The following is a 16,818-nucleotide window of genomic DNA, read 5'->3' on the forward strand; positions in this document are numbered from 1 at the left end:
GCGACCCGGGATTGGTCGCCCGTCGGTTCCGTGACCTTGAATCCCGAACGAGACGCTGTCGTTGACGCGCACGCAAGAGGTATCGGAAAACAGTTGCAAGCTGCATAACTCAGGCGACAAGTACCTTGACGCGCACCGCCACAACGGGTGATGGTCATGGAAGGACTGGCGTTCCGAAATGGCGTAGCCCGCGGATGACGATCGGGAGATAAGGTGAGGACGGGCAAATGCGTCGAACGCGATGGCCTGCCAGACGTACGTGTCGCCGTCCTGTTGCGTGACACGGTCTCCCATCGGAATCTTCTCATTGACCTGTGCCCTGTTGACCCGTGGTTGCGGCGAGTAACCCCAGGGATGCGGGTAGGCGGCCGCGCGTGCGTCGATGGCAGGGTCCGGAGCTACGTGAGTAAATCCGGAGACACGCCGGATAGTCGTTCCGGGTACCCCGTCGAAAGTCTCGTCGAACAGCTGCAGTCCTTCCCGCCACGTCGTTTCGTTGCTGAAGACGCTGCGCCCGGCGTGACCGTCCGGGAATGTGGTGTCCGTCCATACCGTGGTCGCACAACCGCTGGGACAGTCCTGTCGCCAACTCTCGTTACTGGGTGAGTACGCATAGACCCAGCGCCGTTCATCCATGCCCGCGCCCCAATAGCGCCGCGAAGCAACGGCCATGCTCCACCAGGCGTTGGGTTCGAAGGCGAAGGTGCCTGGCGCATTGGGCAGCGGATTGATGCTCGGGGCGGCCCAGCACGTCCTGTACAGGCCCGAGCGCCCGCGCCGCAACGGCGTTACCGCGAATTCCGCGGAAAGGCCGGAGGGATGGACCATGGTCCCGGTGTAGACGGTGCCCGCATTGTTCGCGTCGGCCAGCCGGTTACAGGTTCCGGCAGCGGTGATCGCCACCCGCGCATCGCTGGAGAACGATGCGAGGTTGAACTGCCATGTGGCGCCGTTCGGCTCGGTAATACCGGTCAGGGTCGTCCCGCGAGACAGTGCGGCATACGCATAGTGCCAAGTGCGTGACAGGGGATGACCCGGGAGCACCGTGACGGTGGCAATACGTGTCGTTTCCGGTACGTACGCAATCGAAACACGCCGGCCGTCGCTGGCCGTGATGTCCGTGACCAGATCGCCGCTGTAGTGATACTGGATCCAGTTGCCGAAACGATCCTCGACCTTCGTAGGAAGCATGCGGCCTTCCCGGCGAGCGAGGAAATCGATCGGAGGCGCACGCAGACCGACTCCCGTCGAGCCCAGCGGGCGCTCGATGTTCGGCATCCACCGGTACGAAAGATGATCGAGCGTGTAGCGCGTACCGTCGGGTGCGATCGCGAGGAAGGCCTGCAGCGTCGGATCGTTCGAGGCCTGCGGCAGACAGCCGACCGCCCAGTCCCCGCGAGTCACGATCGGATAGAACAGTCCGCCGTAGGTAGGTGCCGCCGGATTGCCGGGCACGCGCTTCAGCAGGTCCTGGTCGCCTGCGCCGGGTATGTGCAACTGATATCCGGACCACCATGCGGCCGCCTCCCAGCCGTGGCGCATGGGATCGCCCGGTGGCGACTGCACGAGCGGTGGCGGGCCGAACGACGAACAGATCGCGCCGCGGTTGTCCGAGTCGATGACCCAGCCGCGTACGTTCTGCTGGTTCGCGGTGGTGGTGGTTATCGACGGTAAATCGATCTCCCAGTCGCCGAACGCCCGGCCGACGAGATCGAGGCGGGTTCCGCGTTCGTTGAATTGAAAGCGTCGCGCTATCTGAATGGTCGGACCGTCGCCAGGCAGGCTGACGTCCAGTTGCCGGAACGCCAGCGCGCCCGAGTAGAGCGAGATTTCCTCGCCGAAGGCATTTTCACCCAGCGGTGAAAGCCCGGCGTCGACGCGCAGGTACTTCTGGTATTCGTCTTCGGGCGTCGCGTTCTGTGCCTCGGCTGCGCTTGCAGCCATGAAAGCCGCAAATCCACGGCAGGCGGCGCGCAAGGGTTCGCGCCGACGATGGATCGTCAGTGACATGGTGTCTCCCTCAATGGGGCGCAGCCGAGAAAGGCCCGGCACGCCATGAAATCCTAGGCGGTAACCGCAGGTCGCTCGGGTAGAGGTGGATTGAAGTCGCTATAAGCGAAGCGCGCGACTGCTCGCGGCTGCGTCCCTGGTGGAAGCATCGGCATAACCTTCTCTTCGATGGACCTTCGCCGGGGACGACGACGAAAGTTTGATGCATGGTCTGTCGGCCATGCTCGCCGGCAAGCGTCGGCGGAAGGTGAACTTAACGAATCGCGATTTCTTCTGTCAACCCATCATGGAGAGAGGTCGTCTCATGCCCACACCTGGGTAGGACCCTCTTTTCCGATCTCACCGAAACCTTCGACGAACGCCATACAGGGCTTGTCGGGCGTAACGGTGTGGGCAAAAGCGTGCTTGCGCGCGTCCTGGCAGGGCAACCACCTCGACCTCGCGTCGCTCGAGGCGCTGGAAGCGCTGGAAGCGCTACTTCTGCAGAAGGAATCCTCGTCGTGGCCTCGCACGACGAGGTGTTCCTCGACCGCATCGGCCTCACGAATCGTCTTTCGCCGATGCCGAAGGGATGGCTCATGCAACCGTAGTGATCGCGGTCAGTGCATCTTCCAAAGCCGCATCGCGCGATACGTGATGCTGCCTTGGAGAAGCTACCCTCAAGTCCCTGGAGCTTCCTCGACCACATAGGCCCCTTCCGCCGATTCCAACGGAGGACGCCTGGTAATCAATTTGACAAAGACGCCGATTTTCTTACCCACAAGATTACTGACGTCGCTGTCGTTGAATCCATGGGTGACTTCCCCCTTGTCAACCTCTGTCTGCCGTACGATCACGATCTCTCTGAGTGGCAGAGGCTGAGTATCTGTGTGAATCTCAAACGCGACCTGCTCGTTGACATGGAGGTCTGCATACGTCGCAGTAAGGAAGAGTCCATTCTGGATTACCTCGTACGGGATACTGTCGCCAATCGCACCCTGAATCGCCGGCGCTCCAATTTGTTGCTTGTCATCAGACATGATTCGTACTCCTTTACGTTAACGTCCATTGCATCCGTGTCCGGCCGATACCGGAACACACTCGCGATTCGCGACTACCGATTGGCCGTGACAGACACCCAGCGCCGCTTCGCAACGCAGTAATAGCAAAGCACCAGAATGGCAGTCAATGTGTCGAGACCGCGAAAGAACGTCGCTGGTTCAATGAGTTTTACCAACGTCTTCCGGAAATGCGTAGCTACCGCGTCGCATGGCAGGATCATTCAGTCCTTCGGCGCCTTGTCCACGGCCTGCGGCAACCGATAACGCTGCTTGTCGTACGCCCAGCTAGGCCACAATGCGTGCGCCAGCACCACTTTCTCCAGCTGCGGATCCACGGCTTCCAGGTCGAGCTTCTCGCCATCCACGGTGTAGCGGTACTGCGTGGCGGGTTGGTTCGGGCGCAGCACCACGAGCGTGTCGTCGCGGAGATAACCATAGTTGTCGCCGTACTGCATGATGGCGCGGTCCGGATAGCGCTGGGTGAGGTCCGCGCCAAGCATGGGGTGTTCGCTGCTGATGCCGATCAGCGATAGCAGCGTGGGCGCGAGGTCCACCTGGCTCACGATGTGGTCGTCCTTCTTCACCGGCACGCCGGCGCCGAGGATCAGCGCGGGGATGTGGAAATGACGCACGGGCACGAGGCTGGCGCCGAACACGCGCGCGTCATGGTCGGCCACCACGAGGAACACGGTGTGGCTCCAGTACGGCGATTGCTTCGCCTTCGCGAAGAACTGCCCGATCGACCAGTCGGCGTAGCGCACCGCGTTGGCGTTGCTCGCCGGATCGCCTTCGGCCTTGATACGGCCGGCCGGGTATTCCCAAGGCGTGTGGTTGGAAACGGAGAAGGCCACGGTCAGTGTGGGTTTGTCGCCGTCCTCGAGCAGACGCTGGTGCAGTTCGTTGAACATGTCTTCGTCAGACGCGCCCCACGAACCGACGAACACCGGCTTCGTCTTGAAGGTGGCGCGATCCACCACTTCATTGAAGCCGTTGCCGAAGAAGAACGAACGCATGTTGTCGAAATGCGCCTCGCCGCCGTAGAGGAAGCGCGTGTGATAACCGAAGGTATCGAGCAACGCACCGAGGGTGAAAAAGTCACGCTGGCTGCGCGGAAGTTTCAGTACGGCTTCGGCGGGCGTGGGAAGGAAGCCGGTCGTCACCGCTTCCAGACCGCGCGCGCTGCGCGTGCCGGTGGCGTAGGTGCGCGTGAGCCACCAGCCCTCGTTCGACAGCTTGTCCAGCTCCGGCGTGTAACCCGCGCCGCCCAGGCTGCCGACGAATTGCGCACCCAGGCTTTCCTCAAGGATGATCACGAGGTTGAGCGGCTTCCCCCCTTGATGCGTGGCCTGCTGGCGGTGCAGGCTCGGGTATTCCGGCGCCAACGGAGCGCCTTCGAGACCCGCGGTGCTTCGTACGATGGACTGCATCTCGTCTTCGGGCATCTTGCCGTATACGGCCGATGCCGAGCGCTCGTTGCCCAGTGCGATGGCGGCATTGAGCACGTTGTAAAGCGAGTTGAGCGGCAGGGTATTCACCATCGCATCGTTGGTGAACGCCACCTGCGCGGCGTTCAACGGCCGGTGTTGCAGCGTGCCGCGACCGGCGACGAAGAGCACGGCGAAAGCCAGCACCGTGGCCACCGGGCGCATCCAGCCGCGCATCGGCACGGGGTCCGGACGGCGGGTAGGCAGCAGGCGGAAGCCGATCCAGCCGACCAGCGCGAATACCACCAGCGCCATGGCCACTACAAGCTTGTAACCGTGCCAGAGCATCGCCAGCACTTCGTGCGGGCTGGTGAGGTATTCGAAGTACAGGCGGTTGGGGCGCGTGTCGTATTCCACGATGAACTGCGGCGTGGACACTTCGAGCAATACGAAGGCCAGCCACCAGAAGCGCAGCCACCATGCGGCGATGCGCGTGGGCCATGCGCGGTGGCCCAGCCAGGGCGACAGGAGCGCCGGCCAGGCAACGATCATGGCGACCAGCGAAAGATCGATGCGCCAGCCTCCCAACAGGATGGGCCACAATCCGCCGGCGTCGTGTACGCGGGTCCACTGCCACAGCGACAGGCCGAGGCGCGACAGGGTCAGGAAGACGAGGGCGGCGACGATGAAACGCCAGGTAAGCTTGCGCACGTTGGGTGGTCCGGAAAGGGCGCGGCAGCGGCCACGCGTGGAAAGACGCATGTTACGGGGCCATGACTTTACACTGACCGCCGTTTTGACAACTTACGGCGACCTTTCGGCCGCCGCGCGAGGACCGACGATGTTCAGACTGGCCGAGGCCAAGCCGATCGCCACCGGGCACGTCCGCGAGGTGTACCAGCACCCGGACGATGCCCACCTGCTGATCAAGGTGATCGCCAGCGGCTCCATCGAGGAGCGCTGGAACAAAGCCCCCTGGTACCGCCGCACGGCACGCAGCGGGCCGTACAAGGATTTCGTCCGCGAGTTCCGCGAGTACGTTACCGGTATCTACGTGGGTGGCTACGCCACCTCGCCCATTGCCCGCGTTGTGGGGCTCGAGATGACCGACATCGGACTGGGGCAGATCGTCGAGAAGGTACGCACGCCCGACGGCCGGCTGGCGCCGACGCTGCATCACTGGGTGCAGGCCGAAGGCTTCACCGCCACGACGCAGGCGGAACTGGAAGCGTTCTACGCGCGGCTGCTCTCGCACAACACCATCGCCGCCGACCTGCATGCCTGGAACGTGGTGTACGGCGAGGATTCGCGCGGCGGCCCGCGCCTCGTCATGATCGACGGCTTCGGCGAGAAGAACATCATCCCGCACTGCTCGATGAACCGCGCGCACAACGCCTCGCGAACGAAGAAGAAGTACGAGCGGATGCTGCGACGGACGAAGGCCGAGGCTCCTACCGTTTAGGTGCCGTGGGTACGCAGTCCGGTTTCGACGCCTCTGCCGGCAGCAACGCGAAGCGGGTGCGGTTCGCCACGCCGAGCCGCACGACCTTATCGGCCGCGACGCAGTCGTCCAAGGCTTCCTCGTTCACCAGCAGCCAGCGGTGGGCAGGGTCTGCCTGTTGCCACGCACGGGCATCGCGCAGCTGGTCGGCCGAACCGCGGGCGAAGCCGAACTCGGCCACCGGACGGCGAGCCTGGTACATGAGTTCCTCGCGCCAGACGACGAGGGCGAGCTGGCCGTCGCTGCCGATGGTGGCGTCGGCCTTCTGCATCAGCTGGCGTGCCGACTGGTTGGCATCCAGCAGCGTATAGGTGCCCACGGGCCAGATGATCCAGCCCAACGCCATGCCACCCAGCAAGGCCACCACGCCACGCCGCGGACGGAACGCCAGCGCGGAAACCAGGAATCCCGCGCCGACCGCGATCACGCACCACCACAGGGGCTGGCCATGCCCTGCCATTTCGTAACCTTCGGCGATGCGCTGCGCCGCCTTCGGCGCCTTGGTCAGCGCCCACGCGCCGGCGCCGGCGAACACCACGGCACAGGCGATGGCGATCCAGAACGCCGCCCTTTGCAGCCAGCGCGCCTTCAGCAGGTCGGCGACATAAGGCGCCATGGCCAGCGCCAGCATGGGCAGGGCGGGAAGGATGTAGATGGAGCGCTTGCCGCTGGGAATGGAGAAGAACACCAGGACCAGCACACACCACATCAAGGGCATCCATACCTTGGGGTCGCGCAAACGCAGCGCTTCGCGCCAACCCGGCACGACGAACGGGATCAGCAGCCAGGTGGGAATCCAAAGACGCAGGATCACCAGCAGGAAGAACCAGGGCTGCTCCTCGTGCTGCCACGAATTGGCATAGCGCTCGGCGGTCTGCCGGAACAGGATGTCCTGCACGTAGGCCAGGTATTCCGGCGTGCGCAGCCCATAGGCTGTGGCCAGCATGGGCACGAGCCACAGCGCGATGGCCAGCAGGAAGGCGACGGCGCCGCCGGCCCAGCGCCAGCCGTCGCCGCGGGTAACGGTGAGGCCCGGCCATTGCCGGGCGCGCATGACGACATAGGGCAGCAGCATGAGCAGGGCGATCACGCCCACGCCCTTGGTGATGACGCCTAGCCCAGCCGCGAAACAACCCAGCCAGTACATCCGCCAGTTCGGCCCGCGCAGGCAGTGCAGCAGGATGCCCGTATTGCCCAGGGTGATCCAGAACAGGTTCAGCGGGTCGATCTGCGCGTGCTTGATCACGTCGACGAACTGCATCGAAGCCAGCACCAGGGCCGCGGCGACCAGGCCCACCCGGGCGTTCCAGAGGCGGCGACCGAGATGCCACACCAGGGCCAGCGTGCCCAGCCCCGACAGCAGGGAGGTCAGCAGGAAGGCCCCGCGCCAGCCACCGGTGATCCACATCCAGAACGCTTCCGTCCACATCAGCATGGGCGGTTTGTCGGAATACAGCTCCATCCCCCGATGGGGAAACAGCCATTGGCCGGATTCCAGCATCTGCCGGGCGACAAGGGCGAAGCGCGGTTCGTCAGGCGGCCACGGGTCGCGCAGGCCGATCCCGGCAGCCAGCACGGCCAGCGCGATCAACATGAACCAGCCGAATTGGCGGCGATGGAAGCGGTCGTCGGTAGAAAGCATGAATGGGTCTGACTGGGGGGGCCGGTCGCATCGTATCGAAGGGATTCGTCACCTACCCTACCGTTTCCTTAGTGACAGCCATGCGCTTTCCGCATCGGTCCATTTCAATTTTCCGAAGCTGGGACGTCTAGGGGTTTCGCCGGTGCGGAAATCGGCGTTCGTCCCTGCCCGTACGGGCGCCGATTTCCCACCGTGCGACCTATAGTTACCGCCCCCATGAGCGCTGTCAGACAAACCATGGATCCATCCGAGACAGGCGCCACCCAAGGCGGCGCGCGGGCCGCTCAAGTGGTCGCCCTGTTCCGCGAACACAATGCTGCCCTCGTCGCCTTTCTTCGTGCGCGACTGAACTCGCACGCCGATGCGCAGGAGGTGGCACAGGAGGTTTATCTTAAATTGCTTGCTCTGGGCGACGACACGAAGATCGATTCACCCCGGGCCTTCCTGTTCCGGGCGGCCTCGAACCTGGCCGTGGACCGCCTGCGCAAGCGCAACGTCCGTGCCGCGGCCCCCGCGGATCCGGACGAGGACAGCTGGCACGTCACCCCCCTGCCGGAACAGCACGCCTCGGCGCACGAGCAGTGGCGAGACCTGCGTCAGGCCCTGGACGAACTCCCGGCGAAAACCAGCCGTGCTTTTGTCATGCACGTGATCGACGGCCGCGACTTCGCCGCCGTCGCCCATGAGATGAATCTCAGTGAGCGCATGGTGCGCTACCACGTCGGCAACGCCCTCGCGCACTGCCGCCGACGCCGCGACCGCGCGGAGAACCCCCGATGACCACCACCGTTTTCCCCTTCGAACGGCAGATCGAGCACACCGCCGCCGACTGGTGGGCCCGCCTGCGCGATCCCGCCCTGCCCGAACCGGCCCTCCTGCAATGGAGCGAATGGCTCGAGGCCGATCCGCGCCATGCCGACGCCTTCGAGCGCGCTTCCGCCCTGGCCGAGACGGCCGCGGGGATGGATGCTGCCAGCCGCCGCGAGTTCGTGGATCGCTTCGCCCCTGTCCGTTCCGCACGCCGCGGGTCGCCGCGATTCGCCCTGGGAATCGCCGCCGGCGTGGCCCTGGTCGTCCTGGGTGCGGGGATTTTCCTGGCCCTGCGCCCAGGCGCGGCCGGTACACCGCAGCAGTACACCAGCGAGCGCGCCGGTCATCGCGACATCGATCTTCCGGATGGTTCCAGCATCGAGCTGGGGGGCGCCACGTCGGTGACCGCGCACTACGGCCGCGACGAGCGGACCATCGACCTGGAAGCAGGCGAGGCCTTCTTCCGCGTCGCCCACGCACTGCGCCCCTTTATCGTGAACGCCGGTCCGCTGCGGATTCGCGACCTCGGCACCGCCTTCAACGTGCGGCGTACGGGCGATCGCGTGATCGTGGCGGTCACCGAGGGGCGCGTGCGGGTCTCGCCCATGGCGGCACAGGGCGATGCTGCGACCGTCGAACTGGGTGCGGGGCGCGAAGTCTCGTTCGATCCTGAGACGCAGGCCATGCGGATCCTGGACGTCGATCCAGCCACCGCCACTGCCTGGCGCGGCCACCGCCTGGAGTTCGTCAACGAGCCGCTGTCCTCGGTGGTGGAAAACGTGAACCGGTACAGCACCCGTCCGATCCGTCTTGCCGATCCCTCCCTGGGCCGGATGACATTTACCGGTACGGTCCAGGTCGATACCATCGACAGCTGGGTAGCTGCGCTACCGAGAGTCTTCCCGGTGCGCGTCGATACCTACCCCGACCGGCTGGAGCTCGCACGCCAGACGACCACGGCGCGGGGTGCCCGACCGCGCTGAATAAAAAACCCACTGGGGCCGCAGGTCTTGCAGTACATGCTTCGCGGGCGCCGGCGCGTACTCACCGGCGCGCTCGCGCTGGCCTTCGTGGCCCACGCCGCCGGCGCCGATGCGCCCGGCGACGGTAAGTCGTCCCCGGTCTCGTTTTCCATCGCGCCGCAACCCCTGGCCACCGCCCTGCTCGCCTGGGGCAAGCAGGCGAACGTGCAGGTACTCACGGCATCCGGCTCTATCGCCAACTGGCGATCCGACGGCGCGCAGGGTGTCCTGACACCTGATGCCGCCCTCGACGAACTGCTCGAGGGCACCGATCTCGAGCGCGAGTCGTACGATCCGCGCACGGTAGTGGTCCGGCAGAGGCAACAAGCCGGCAACGCCACGCCCGCTCCCGTCGATCCGACCGTGGAGTTCGATCCGGCCACGGTCGTGCCGCTGGCGACCGTCGACGTGCAGGGGCTGGTCTCCGGCAACGGCTTCAGGGCCGACAGCACACGCACCGTCACCCGCAGTGACACACGCCTGAGCGATGTGCCGCAGTCGGTGACCGTCGTAACCCGCGACGTGATCGAATCGCAGCAGGCCGTCGACATCGGCGACGTGGCTCGCTATGTCGCCGGCGTGCAGTACGTGGACGGCTACGGCGGCTCGCCCTTGTTCCTCATTCGCGGCTTCGATGCGGGCCATGGCATGACCGACGGCATGCCCAACGGCATCGCGCGAACCGAAGACCTTCCTCCGCTCATCGGCATCGAGCGCGTGGAGGTCCTGCGCGGACCGGAGGCGATCCTGGGTGATGCGTCGCAGAACAACAACTTCGGCGGATCGATCAACGTCGTGATGAAGCGTCCACAGCCACAGCCTGTGCGTACCCTGACCTATTCGCTTGGCGAATACGACGGTGCGCGGCTGGGCGTCGACTTCGCGGGCGCGTCCTCGCGCGATGGCTCGTTCACGTATCGCCTTGTCGCCGCCGGGCAGCGCGGCGAAAGAACGCCTCGGGGCTACGGCGGTGGCCGGGGTGCCTACCTGGCGCCGTCACTTGCCTGGCAGAGCGGAAACACGCGCATCATGGGCGGCCTCGAATACGTGGACAACCGCGTGCCCGGACCGGACCACAGCGTACTGCTCGGCCCTACCCTCGCGACGGCCACGCTCACGTCGCGCGCCAGCGACGACCCCGCCGATATCTCCCGCTTCCGCACGAGCCGCGCCGTGTTCGAGGTGGATCACGAATTCGGCGGCGACTGGACCCTGCACAGCCAGGGCCAGTACGTGCGCCAGCGCAGCGACGGCCGCAGCCTGTCGTACCTTTCCACCGGGTTCGCGGGAACGCTGGATGCCGTCGCGCGCAGCTTCCGCTACTCGGGCACCTACTGGACCTGGCAGAACGACCTCAGCGCGAGCTTTCGCCACGGTAACGTGACGCACAACGTGCTGGTGGGCCTCGACCTCGCGCGCACTCATGCCGGCGATAACGGCGGCGGAAGCATCGAGGAAGGCGACGCAGTGAACGCGACGGATCGGGATGCGGTGATCGTGACCCGGCCGGTCGCTTTCGCCCTGCGCAGCAGCAGCGACTTCCCGGCCAGGTTGGACGCATCCGTGAAGCCAGTCAGCACGACGGTGCACGACCTGGGTGGTTCCTGGCAGACCAATGCCGGGCTGTACCTGCAGGACCAGGTGGCGATCGGCGAGCGCTGGAACGTGTTGGCTGCCTTGCGCCGCACGAGTTACCAGCTGGACACACGCTGGCAGGACGGTTCGCCGCGACGCGTGCATGAGTCGCGCTGGATTCCGAAGCTGGGCGTGGTCTACAAGATCTCTCCCGACGTGTCCCTCTACGCGGATACGTCGACGGGATTCCAGCCCGATCCACTGTTGGGCAAGGACGGCCAGCCGTTGCCTGTCGCCACGTCGCGGCAGGTGGAGGTGGGCGGCAAGTTCGACCTGTTCGACCAGAGAGCACGGCTCACCGCCGCGCTTTACCGCATCCGCGTCGACCACAGCGTGGACCTGGTGTCGCCCGAGCCGCCGTTCTTCGCCACACCCGGCCCAGGCCAGACCAACCGTGGCCTTGAGGTAGAGTTCGCGGGCCGGATCGCGCCCGGCCTGGACGTCCTGGCAAGCCTCACCGAGGCGCGTATCGAGAACCGCGACGATACCCGTCCCACCGGCGCGCCGAAGCACCAGGCTGCCATCTGGACGAGCTATCGCTTTGGCGACGGCACAGTCAAGCCCTGGGGCGTCGCCGCCGGCGTGCTGGCGCGCAGTCGCAGCCTTGGCCGTACGAGCGCCGACGGCCAGTACTTCGGCATTCCGGGCCAGGCCAGCGTGGAGGCGAACGTATCGCGCCATGGTCCGAACTGGCGCGTGACGCTCGGCGTGAAAAACCTGTTCGCCCGCACGCTGTACGCGGTGAACTTCGACGAAACCTTCGTCCCGATCCGCCAGGGGCGCGTCGTCCTGCTCACCGGGGTCTACGATTTCTGATCGCGTTTTCCTGTAGGAGCCGCTATAGCGGCTCCTACCCGGTTTTTCCGAGGGTTTTCAGCGCCACCTCGCAGGCTTCGCTGAGGAAGGCGTCACGTTCGGCGCGGCCGCTCGACGCTGCGGCCAGCGGAATGTCATAGCAGCCATCGGTGCCCAGCACGCCGCCGTGCCGCCGCCAGAAGCGGTCGTAAGCCGCCGCGGTGACGCCCGCGCGCCGATCCAGCGGGTGCTTTTCCTGGCCCACGCCGCGCAACCGCGCCACACCGTAATGGCTCGCCAATGCGCGCACCACCGACAACAGCAGTTCGCGCGGACGCAGTCCGCCGCTGGCCCGGGTGAAGCGTGCGATGGCGCCGCGTCCGAGATAGGCCCAGGAGCCGCGTACGGCACCCACGAGCAGGCCGTCGTCGCCGCCGAAGGTAATCGTGCAGGACGAGATCACTTCCCTGTCCCCGTTCAGCAGGTACAGGCCGAGCTCACCGGTGCACTCGTGCTCGGGGGCTCGTGCATGCAGGTAGGCCATCTCGCCCTCGGCGAGCGGCAACGTGGCCAGGCGCACGTCGTGGCCTTTCAGCAGCCGGGCACTGACGCGCTCGGGGAACTCGCGCGCCACAAGGCGGTAGTGCGCCTCGATGAGTCGCGCCCGGGTAGCCATGTCGAAAGACCGCGAGATGTAGTGCGACTGCCAGCGCTCGTACACCCCCGGATTGGATTCCGCCGCCGCACGCATGGCCCGCGACGCGCCGACGAGGCGGAGCCATTGGGCCTGGCGACGGAAGGCGGCAAGGGTGCGGAGCAGATAGGCCCACCGTCGTTCCGGCACCGGCAGCGAGCGCCGCAGGGCAGCGCGACGGCGGGCATGGTCGAGTACCAGGGCCAGGGGACCGCGTTCCTTGCGGTGCGATGCCCAGCCGAGAGGAAGGTCCTCGAACGGGGCGCTTTGGGGGTGGTAGCGGGGCTGCATGTCTAAAAGACGTGCGAGGCCCGAAAAATTGAAATGCAGTAGGAGCGCGCCCTGCGCGCGACATGTTTTGAGGCCGTGAGCAACAGGACCTGATGCTCTTCGCGAAAACATGTCGCGCGCAGGGCGCGCCCCTACTGGCGTTTGTCCCGCCAGACTAGCCAGGCGCCCAGCAGGGTCAGGAGGGCCAGGGCGTACCAGGTGATGGCATACATCAGGTGATTGTCGGGGAAGGAGATGACCGTGAGACCGCCGACAGGGCCGTCGTTGCCCTCGCCGCGGCCGGGCGACGACGCCGCGTCGGCGTCGATGAAATACGGCGCCACCGGGTCCAGCCCCTTCGCTGCGGCGATGGCCGCTACATCCCGCGAATACCAGCGATCGTTCGCAGGGTCGTTCGACTGCAGGAACGCGCCCTTCGGCTCGCTGATGCGGAGCAAGCCCGAGATCGTCGTCGCACCCGAGGGGCCAGGCGTGCAGGTGACCTTCCCGTCGCACCAGGCGGGCGAGACGAAGCCCCGGTTCACCAGCACGATATCGCCGTTGCGCAGACGCAGCGGCGTCAGCAGCCAGGAACCCATGCCCAGCTCCGTGCTGGCGCGTACGCGCACGCTGCGGTCCTGCAGGAAGGTGCCGGCGAGCTTCACCCGCCGGTATTCGTCGTTGGCCGCGCTCACCACCGGCCACTGGCCGCGCCCCGGTGCATCCACCGGCTGCGCATGCACGCGCGCGTCGACCCGCGCGACGAGGTCGTGCTTCCATTCGCGCCGATGCACCTGCCACGTGCCCAGCGCGAGGAACCCGGCGAACAGCACGGCGCCAAGCAGCGCCAGCCCGCCCAGAACGAAGACGCCGCGCGGTCGGCGCGGCGTCTTCATGTCGTCGCCTGTATCCATGCTCACGCTCAGGGCAGGTTCTTTGCCTGCTGTTCTGTCATGTTGTGCGACATGCCCGGCATCATGTTGGCGTTCATGTGGTACATGACCCAGATGGAACCGGTCAGGGTGATCACCACCATCACGAGGGTGAAGATCAGCGCCAGCAGGGTCCAGCCGCCCTCCGCCTTCGTGTTCATGTGCAGGAAGTAGATCATGTGCACCACGATCTGGATCGCGGCGAAGGTGAGGATCACCACCGCCAGCGTCTGCGAGTTCGGGATGACCTTGCCCATCACCAGCCAGAACGGGATCGCCGTGAGCACCACGGCGAGGAAGAATCCCATCATGTAGCCCTTCAGCGTGCTGGGGGCGTGGCCGTCATCATGATCGTGATCGTGCGCGTCGTGGTGGTCGTGCGATTCGATGTGCGCGCTCACGGCAGCACTCCCATCAGGTATACGAAGGTGAAGACGCCGACCCAGACCACGTCCAGGAAGTGCCAGAACATCGACAGGCACATGATGCGCCGTTTGTTGGCGGGCGTAAGGCCGAAGCGGCCCACCTGGAACAGCAGCGTGATCAGCCAGACGATGCCGAAGGTAACGTGCAGGCCGTGCGTGCCGACCAGGGTGAAGAACGAGGAGAGGAACGCGCTGCGCTGCGGACCCGCACCCTCGTGGATCAAGTGCGCGAACTCGAACATCTCGATGCCGAGGAACGCGGCGCCGAACAGGCCCGTGACGATAAGCCAGGCCATCATCGTGCCGCGGCGGTTCTTCTGCATCTCCAGCACGGCGAAGCCGTAGGTGATCGAAGACAGCAGCAGCATGGTGGTATTGAGCGCCACCAGCGGCAGGTCGAACAGATCCGCACCGGAAGGACCGCCCGCATAGTTCCGCCCCAGCACGCCGTATGTGGCGAACAGGCAGGCGAAGATGAGGCAGTCGCTCATCAGGTAGATCCAGAACCCGAGCAACGTGCCGTTGGCCGGGTGGTGGTCCTTGGACATCCAGAACTCGACGTCCTGTTCCGCGATCGCGGCGGAAGGCGTGGCGTGCATATCAGACATGGGCGGCAAGCTCTTCCGTGCGGGCGGCCTCGGTCCGGGCCACGACGTCGGCGGGGATGTGGTAATCGCGCTTGTAATTGAAGGTGTGGCCGATCGCCGTCACGAGCAGCGCGGCGAAGGTGAGGCCGGCGACGAGGAACATGTGCCAGATCATCGCGAAGCCGAACACGAAGGCGAAGCCGGCGAGGATGATGCCCGCGCCCGTGTTCTTCGGCATGTGGATCGGCAGGTAGCCATCAACACGACGGCCCGCGTTGCGCTCCTTCATGTCCCACCATGCATCGGTGTCATGGATGACCGGGGTGAACGCAAAGTTGTACGCCGGCGGCGGTGACGACGTGGACCACTCCAGGGTGCGGCCGTGCCACGGATCGCCGGTCACGTCGCGCAGCTCGTCGCGGCGCTTGTAGCTCACCCAGAGCTGGATGAGGAACGAGCCGATGCCGAGGGCGATGAGGAACGCACCGAACGCGGCGATCTGGAACCAGATCTGCAGCGATGGGTCCTCGAAGTGGTTCATGCGACGGGTGACACCCATGAAGCCCAGCACATACAGAGGCATGAACGCGACCCAGAAGCCCACCAGCCAGAACCAGAAGCAGCACTTGCCCCAGAACTCGTCCAGCCGGTAGCCGAAGGCCTTCGGGAACCAGTAGTTGATGCCAGCGAACAGGCCAAAGATGACGCCACCGATGATCACGTTATGGAAATGCGCGATCAGGAACAGGCTGTTGTGCAGCAGGAAATCCGCCGGCGGCACCGCGAGCATGACGCCGGTCATGCCACCGATCACGAAGGTGACCATGAAGCCGACCGTCCACAGCATGGGCACGTCGAACTTGATCCGGCCGCGGTACATGGTGAACAGCCAGTTGAAGATCTTCGCGCCCGTGGGGATCGAGATGATCATCGTGGTGATGCCGAAGAACGAGTTGACGCTCGCCCCCGATCCCATGGTGAAGAAGTGGTGCAGCCACACCAGGTACGACAGCACCGTGATCACCACCGTGGCGTACACCATCGAGGCATAACCGAAGAGGCGCTTGCGGCTGAAGGTGGAGGTGACCTCCGAGAACACGCCAAACACGGGCAAGACCAGGATGTAGACCTCGGGATGGCCCCAGATCCAGATCAGGTTCACGTACATCATGGCGTTGCCGCCGAAGTCGTTCGTGAAGAAGTTGGTGCCCACGTAGCGGTCGAGCGAGAGCAGCACCAGCACCGCCGTCAGCACCGGGAAGGCGGCGACGATCAGCACGTTGGTGCACAGCGAGGTCCAGGTGAAGATGGGCATCTTCATCATGGACATGCCCGGCGCGCGCATCTTGACGATGGTGGCGATCAGGTTGATGCCCGACAGCGTGGTTCCCACACCGGCCACCTGTAGCGACCATATGTAGTAGTCGACACCGACATCCGGACTCTGCGCCAGGCCCGACAGCGGCGGATAGGCCAGCCAGCCCGTGCGCGCGAATTCGCCCACGAACAGCGACGCCATGACCAGCATGGAGCCGGCCACCGTCATCCAGAAGCTGAAGTTATTCAGGAACGGGAAGGCGACGTCGCGCGCGCCGATCTGCAGCGGCACCACGTAGTTCATGAGGCCCGTGACCAGCGGCATCGCCACGAAGAAGATCATGATCACGCCATGGGCGGTGAAGATCTGGTCGTAGTGATGCGGTGGCAGGAAGCCGGGATTACCGTTGAAGGCGACGGCCTGCTGGGCACGCATCAGGAGGGCGTCGGAGAAACCACGCAGCAGCATCACGATACCGAGCACCACGTACATGATGCCGATCTTCTTGTGATCGATGCTGGTGAACCACTCGCGCCATAGGTAGCCCCACAGCTTGTGCTTCGTGATCAGCGCGAGCAGGGCCAGGCCGCCGATGGCGACCGCGACGAAGGTGCCGATGAGGATCGGCTCGTGGTACGGAATGGCCTCCAGAGTGAGGCGTCCGAAGATCAGTTTGGCTAGATCTGGCATGTTCATTACCGGGCTCGGCAAGG

13 protein-coding genes are annotated in these 16,818 nt (G+C 65.2%); 4 read left to right on the top strand and 9 right to left on the bottom strand.

All coding sequences use genetic code 11. The features are described from left to right. From VGM71_RS05830 to VGM71_RS05840, 3 genes are all read right to left on the bottom strand, one after another. On the bottom strand, window positions 1–2,010 hold a 2,010-nt coding region (locus VGM71_RS05830), incomplete at its 3' end, for a hypothetical protein (RefSeq protein WP_331542937.1). A 659-nt stretch (window positions 2,011–2,669) separates the two neighbouring features. Then, complete coding sequence (locus tag VGM71_RS05835; RefSeq protein ID WP_331542939.1) at window positions 2,670–3,029, bottom strand: hypothetical protein; 360 nt, start codon at window positions 3,027–3,029, stop codon at window positions 2,670–2,672. A gap of 242 nt (window positions 3,030–3,271) precedes the next feature. Then, the gene (locus VGM71_RS05840) at window positions 3,272–5,236 is read right to left on the bottom strand and encodes an LTA synthase family protein (protein WP_331542941.1); all 1,965 of its coding nucleotides are present in this window, start codon (window positions 5,234–5,236) and stop codon (window positions 3,272–3,274) included. 79 nt (window positions 5,237–5,315) lie between these two features. Here VGM71_RS05840 and VGM71_RS05845 point away from each other — a divergent pair, with 79 nt between their 5' ends. After that, complete coding sequence (locus tag VGM71_RS05845) at window positions 5,316–5,936, top strand: YrbL family protein (protein WP_331542943.1); 621 nt, start codon at window positions 5,316–5,318, stop codon at window positions 5,934–5,936. On the opposite strand, the gene VGM71_RS05850 is transcribed toward VGM71_RS05845, so the two are convergent. Continuing rightward, the gene (locus tag VGM71_RS05850; RefSeq protein ID WP_331542945.1) at window positions 5,926–7,617 is read right to left on the bottom strand and encodes a glycosyltransferase family 39 protein; all 1,692 of its coding nucleotides are present in this window, start codon (window positions 7,615–7,617) and stop codon (window positions 5,926–5,928) included. The two genes, VGM71_RS05845 and VGM71_RS05850, sit on opposite strands and share 11 nt — an antisense overlap. 237 nt (window positions 7,618–7,854) lie before the next feature. Here VGM71_RS05850 and VGM71_RS05855 point away from each other — a divergent pair, with 237 nt between their 5' ends. The 3 genes from VGM71_RS05855 to VGM71_RS05865 are packed head-to-tail and all read left to right on the top strand — an operon-like array spanning window position 7,855 to window position 11,900. Further along, window positions 7,855–8,397 carry an RNA polymerase sigma factor gene (locus VGM71_RS05855; protein ID WP_331542947.1) on the top strand — a complete coding sequence of 181 codons (543 nt, stop codon included), beginning with the start codon at window positions 7,855–7,857 and terminating at the stop codon, window positions 8,395–8,397. Beyond that, a complete protein-coding gene (locus VGM71_RS05860) occupies window positions 8,394–9,410 on the top strand; it encodes a FecR family protein (protein WP_331542949.1) in 1,017 nt (338 codons plus the stop codon). Before VGM71_RS05855 ends, VGM71_RS05860 begins: the two co-directional genes overlap by 4 nt. Before the next feature lie 36 nt (window positions 9,411–9,446). Next, window positions 9,447–11,900 carry a TonB-dependent receptor gene (locus VGM71_RS05865; RefSeq protein ID WP_331542951.1) on the top strand — a complete coding sequence of 818 codons (2,454 nt, stop codon included), beginning with the start codon at window positions 9,447–9,449 and terminating at the stop codon, window positions 11,898–11,900. Between the two features lie 34 nt (window positions 11,901–11,934). Here VGM71_RS05865 and VGM71_RS05870 read toward each other — a convergent pair whose 3' ends face one another. The 5 genes from VGM71_RS05870 to cyoB form a co-directional block, all read right to left on the bottom strand. Beyond that, window positions 11,935–12,864 carry a DUF535 family protein gene (locus VGM71_RS05870; RefSeq protein WP_331542953.1) on the bottom strand — a complete coding sequence of 310 codons (930 nt, stop codon included), beginning with the start codon at window positions 12,862–12,864 and terminating at the stop codon, window positions 11,935–11,937. 131 nt (window positions 12,865–12,995) lie between these two features. Further along, window positions 12,996–13,757 (bottom strand): SURF1 family protein, encoded by a 762-nt coding sequence (locus VGM71_RS05875; RefSeq protein ID WP_331543051.1) that lies wholly within the window; start codon window positions 13,755–13,757, stop codon window positions 12,996–12,998. Between the two features lie 8 nt (window positions 13,758–13,765). Beyond that, window positions 13,766–14,176 (bottom strand): cytochrome o ubiquinol oxidase subunit IV, encoded by a 411-nt coding sequence (cyoD, locus tag VGM71_RS05880; protein WP_331542955.1) that lies wholly within the window; start codon window positions 14,174–14,176, stop codon window positions 13,766–13,768. Further along, complete coding sequence (cyoC, locus tag VGM71_RS05885; RefSeq protein WP_414675095.1) at window positions 14,173–14,799, bottom strand: cytochrome o ubiquinol oxidase subunit III; 627 nt, start codon at window positions 14,797–14,799, stop codon at window positions 14,173–14,175. Before cyoC ends, cyoD begins: the two co-directional genes overlap by 4 nt. Before the next feature lies 1 nt (window position 14,800). Further along, window positions 14,801–16,774 carry a cytochrome o ubiquinol oxidase subunit I gene (cyoB, locus tag VGM71_RS05890; protein ID WP_331543055.1) on the bottom strand — a complete coding sequence of 658 codons (1,974 nt, stop codon included), beginning with the start codon at window positions 16,772–16,774 and terminating at the stop codon, window positions 14,801–14,803. Window positions 16,775–16,818 lie beyond the last annotated feature (44 nt).

Origin of the sequence: Luteibacter sp. (assembly GCF_036499525.1) — a bacterium.
Taxonomy (GTDB): Bacteria; Pseudomonadota; Gammaproteobacteria; order Xanthomonadales; family Rhodanobacteraceae; genus Luteibacter.

Coding starts and splice junctions, on each gene's coding strand:
- VGM71_RS05870 (WP_331542953.1), bottom strand. CDS start 12,864: ATGCAGCCCCGCTACCACCCCCAAAGCGCCCCGTTCGAGGACCTTCCT.
- VGM71_RS05855 (WP_331542947.1), top strand. CDS start 7,855: ATGGATCCATCCGAGACAGGCGCCACCCAAGGCGGCGCGCGGGCCGCT.
- VGM71_RS05845 (WP_331542943.1), top strand. CDS start 5,316: ATGTTCAGACTGGCCGAGGCCAAGCCGATCGCCACCGGGCACGTCCGC.
- cyoC (WP_414675095.1), bottom strand. CDS start 14,799: ATGCACGCCACGCCTTCCGCCGCGATCGCGGAACAGGACGTCGAGTTC.
- VGM71_RS05840 (WP_331542941.1), bottom strand. CDS start 5,236: ATGCGTCTTTCCACGCGTGGCCGCTGCCGCGCCCTTTCCGGACCACCC.
- VGM71_RS05860 (WP_331542949.1), top strand. CDS start 8,394: ATGACCACCACCGTTTTCCCCTTCGAACGGCAGATCGAGCACACCGCC.
- VGM71_RS05875 (WP_331543051.1), bottom strand. CDS start 13,757: ATGGATACAGGCGACGACATGAAGACGCCGCGCCGACCGCGCGGCGTC.
- VGM71_RS05835 (WP_331542939.1), bottom strand. CDS start 3,029: ATGTCTGATGACAAGCAACAAATTGGAGCGCCGGCGATTCAGGGTGCG.
- VGM71_RS05850 (WP_331542945.1), bottom strand. CDS start 7,617: ATGCTTTCTACCGACGACCGCTTCCATCGCCGCCAATTCGGCTGGTTC.
- VGM71_RS05865 (WP_331542951.1), top strand. CDS start 9,447: ATGCTTCGCGGGCGCCGGCGCGTACTCACCGGCGCGCTCGCGCTGGCC.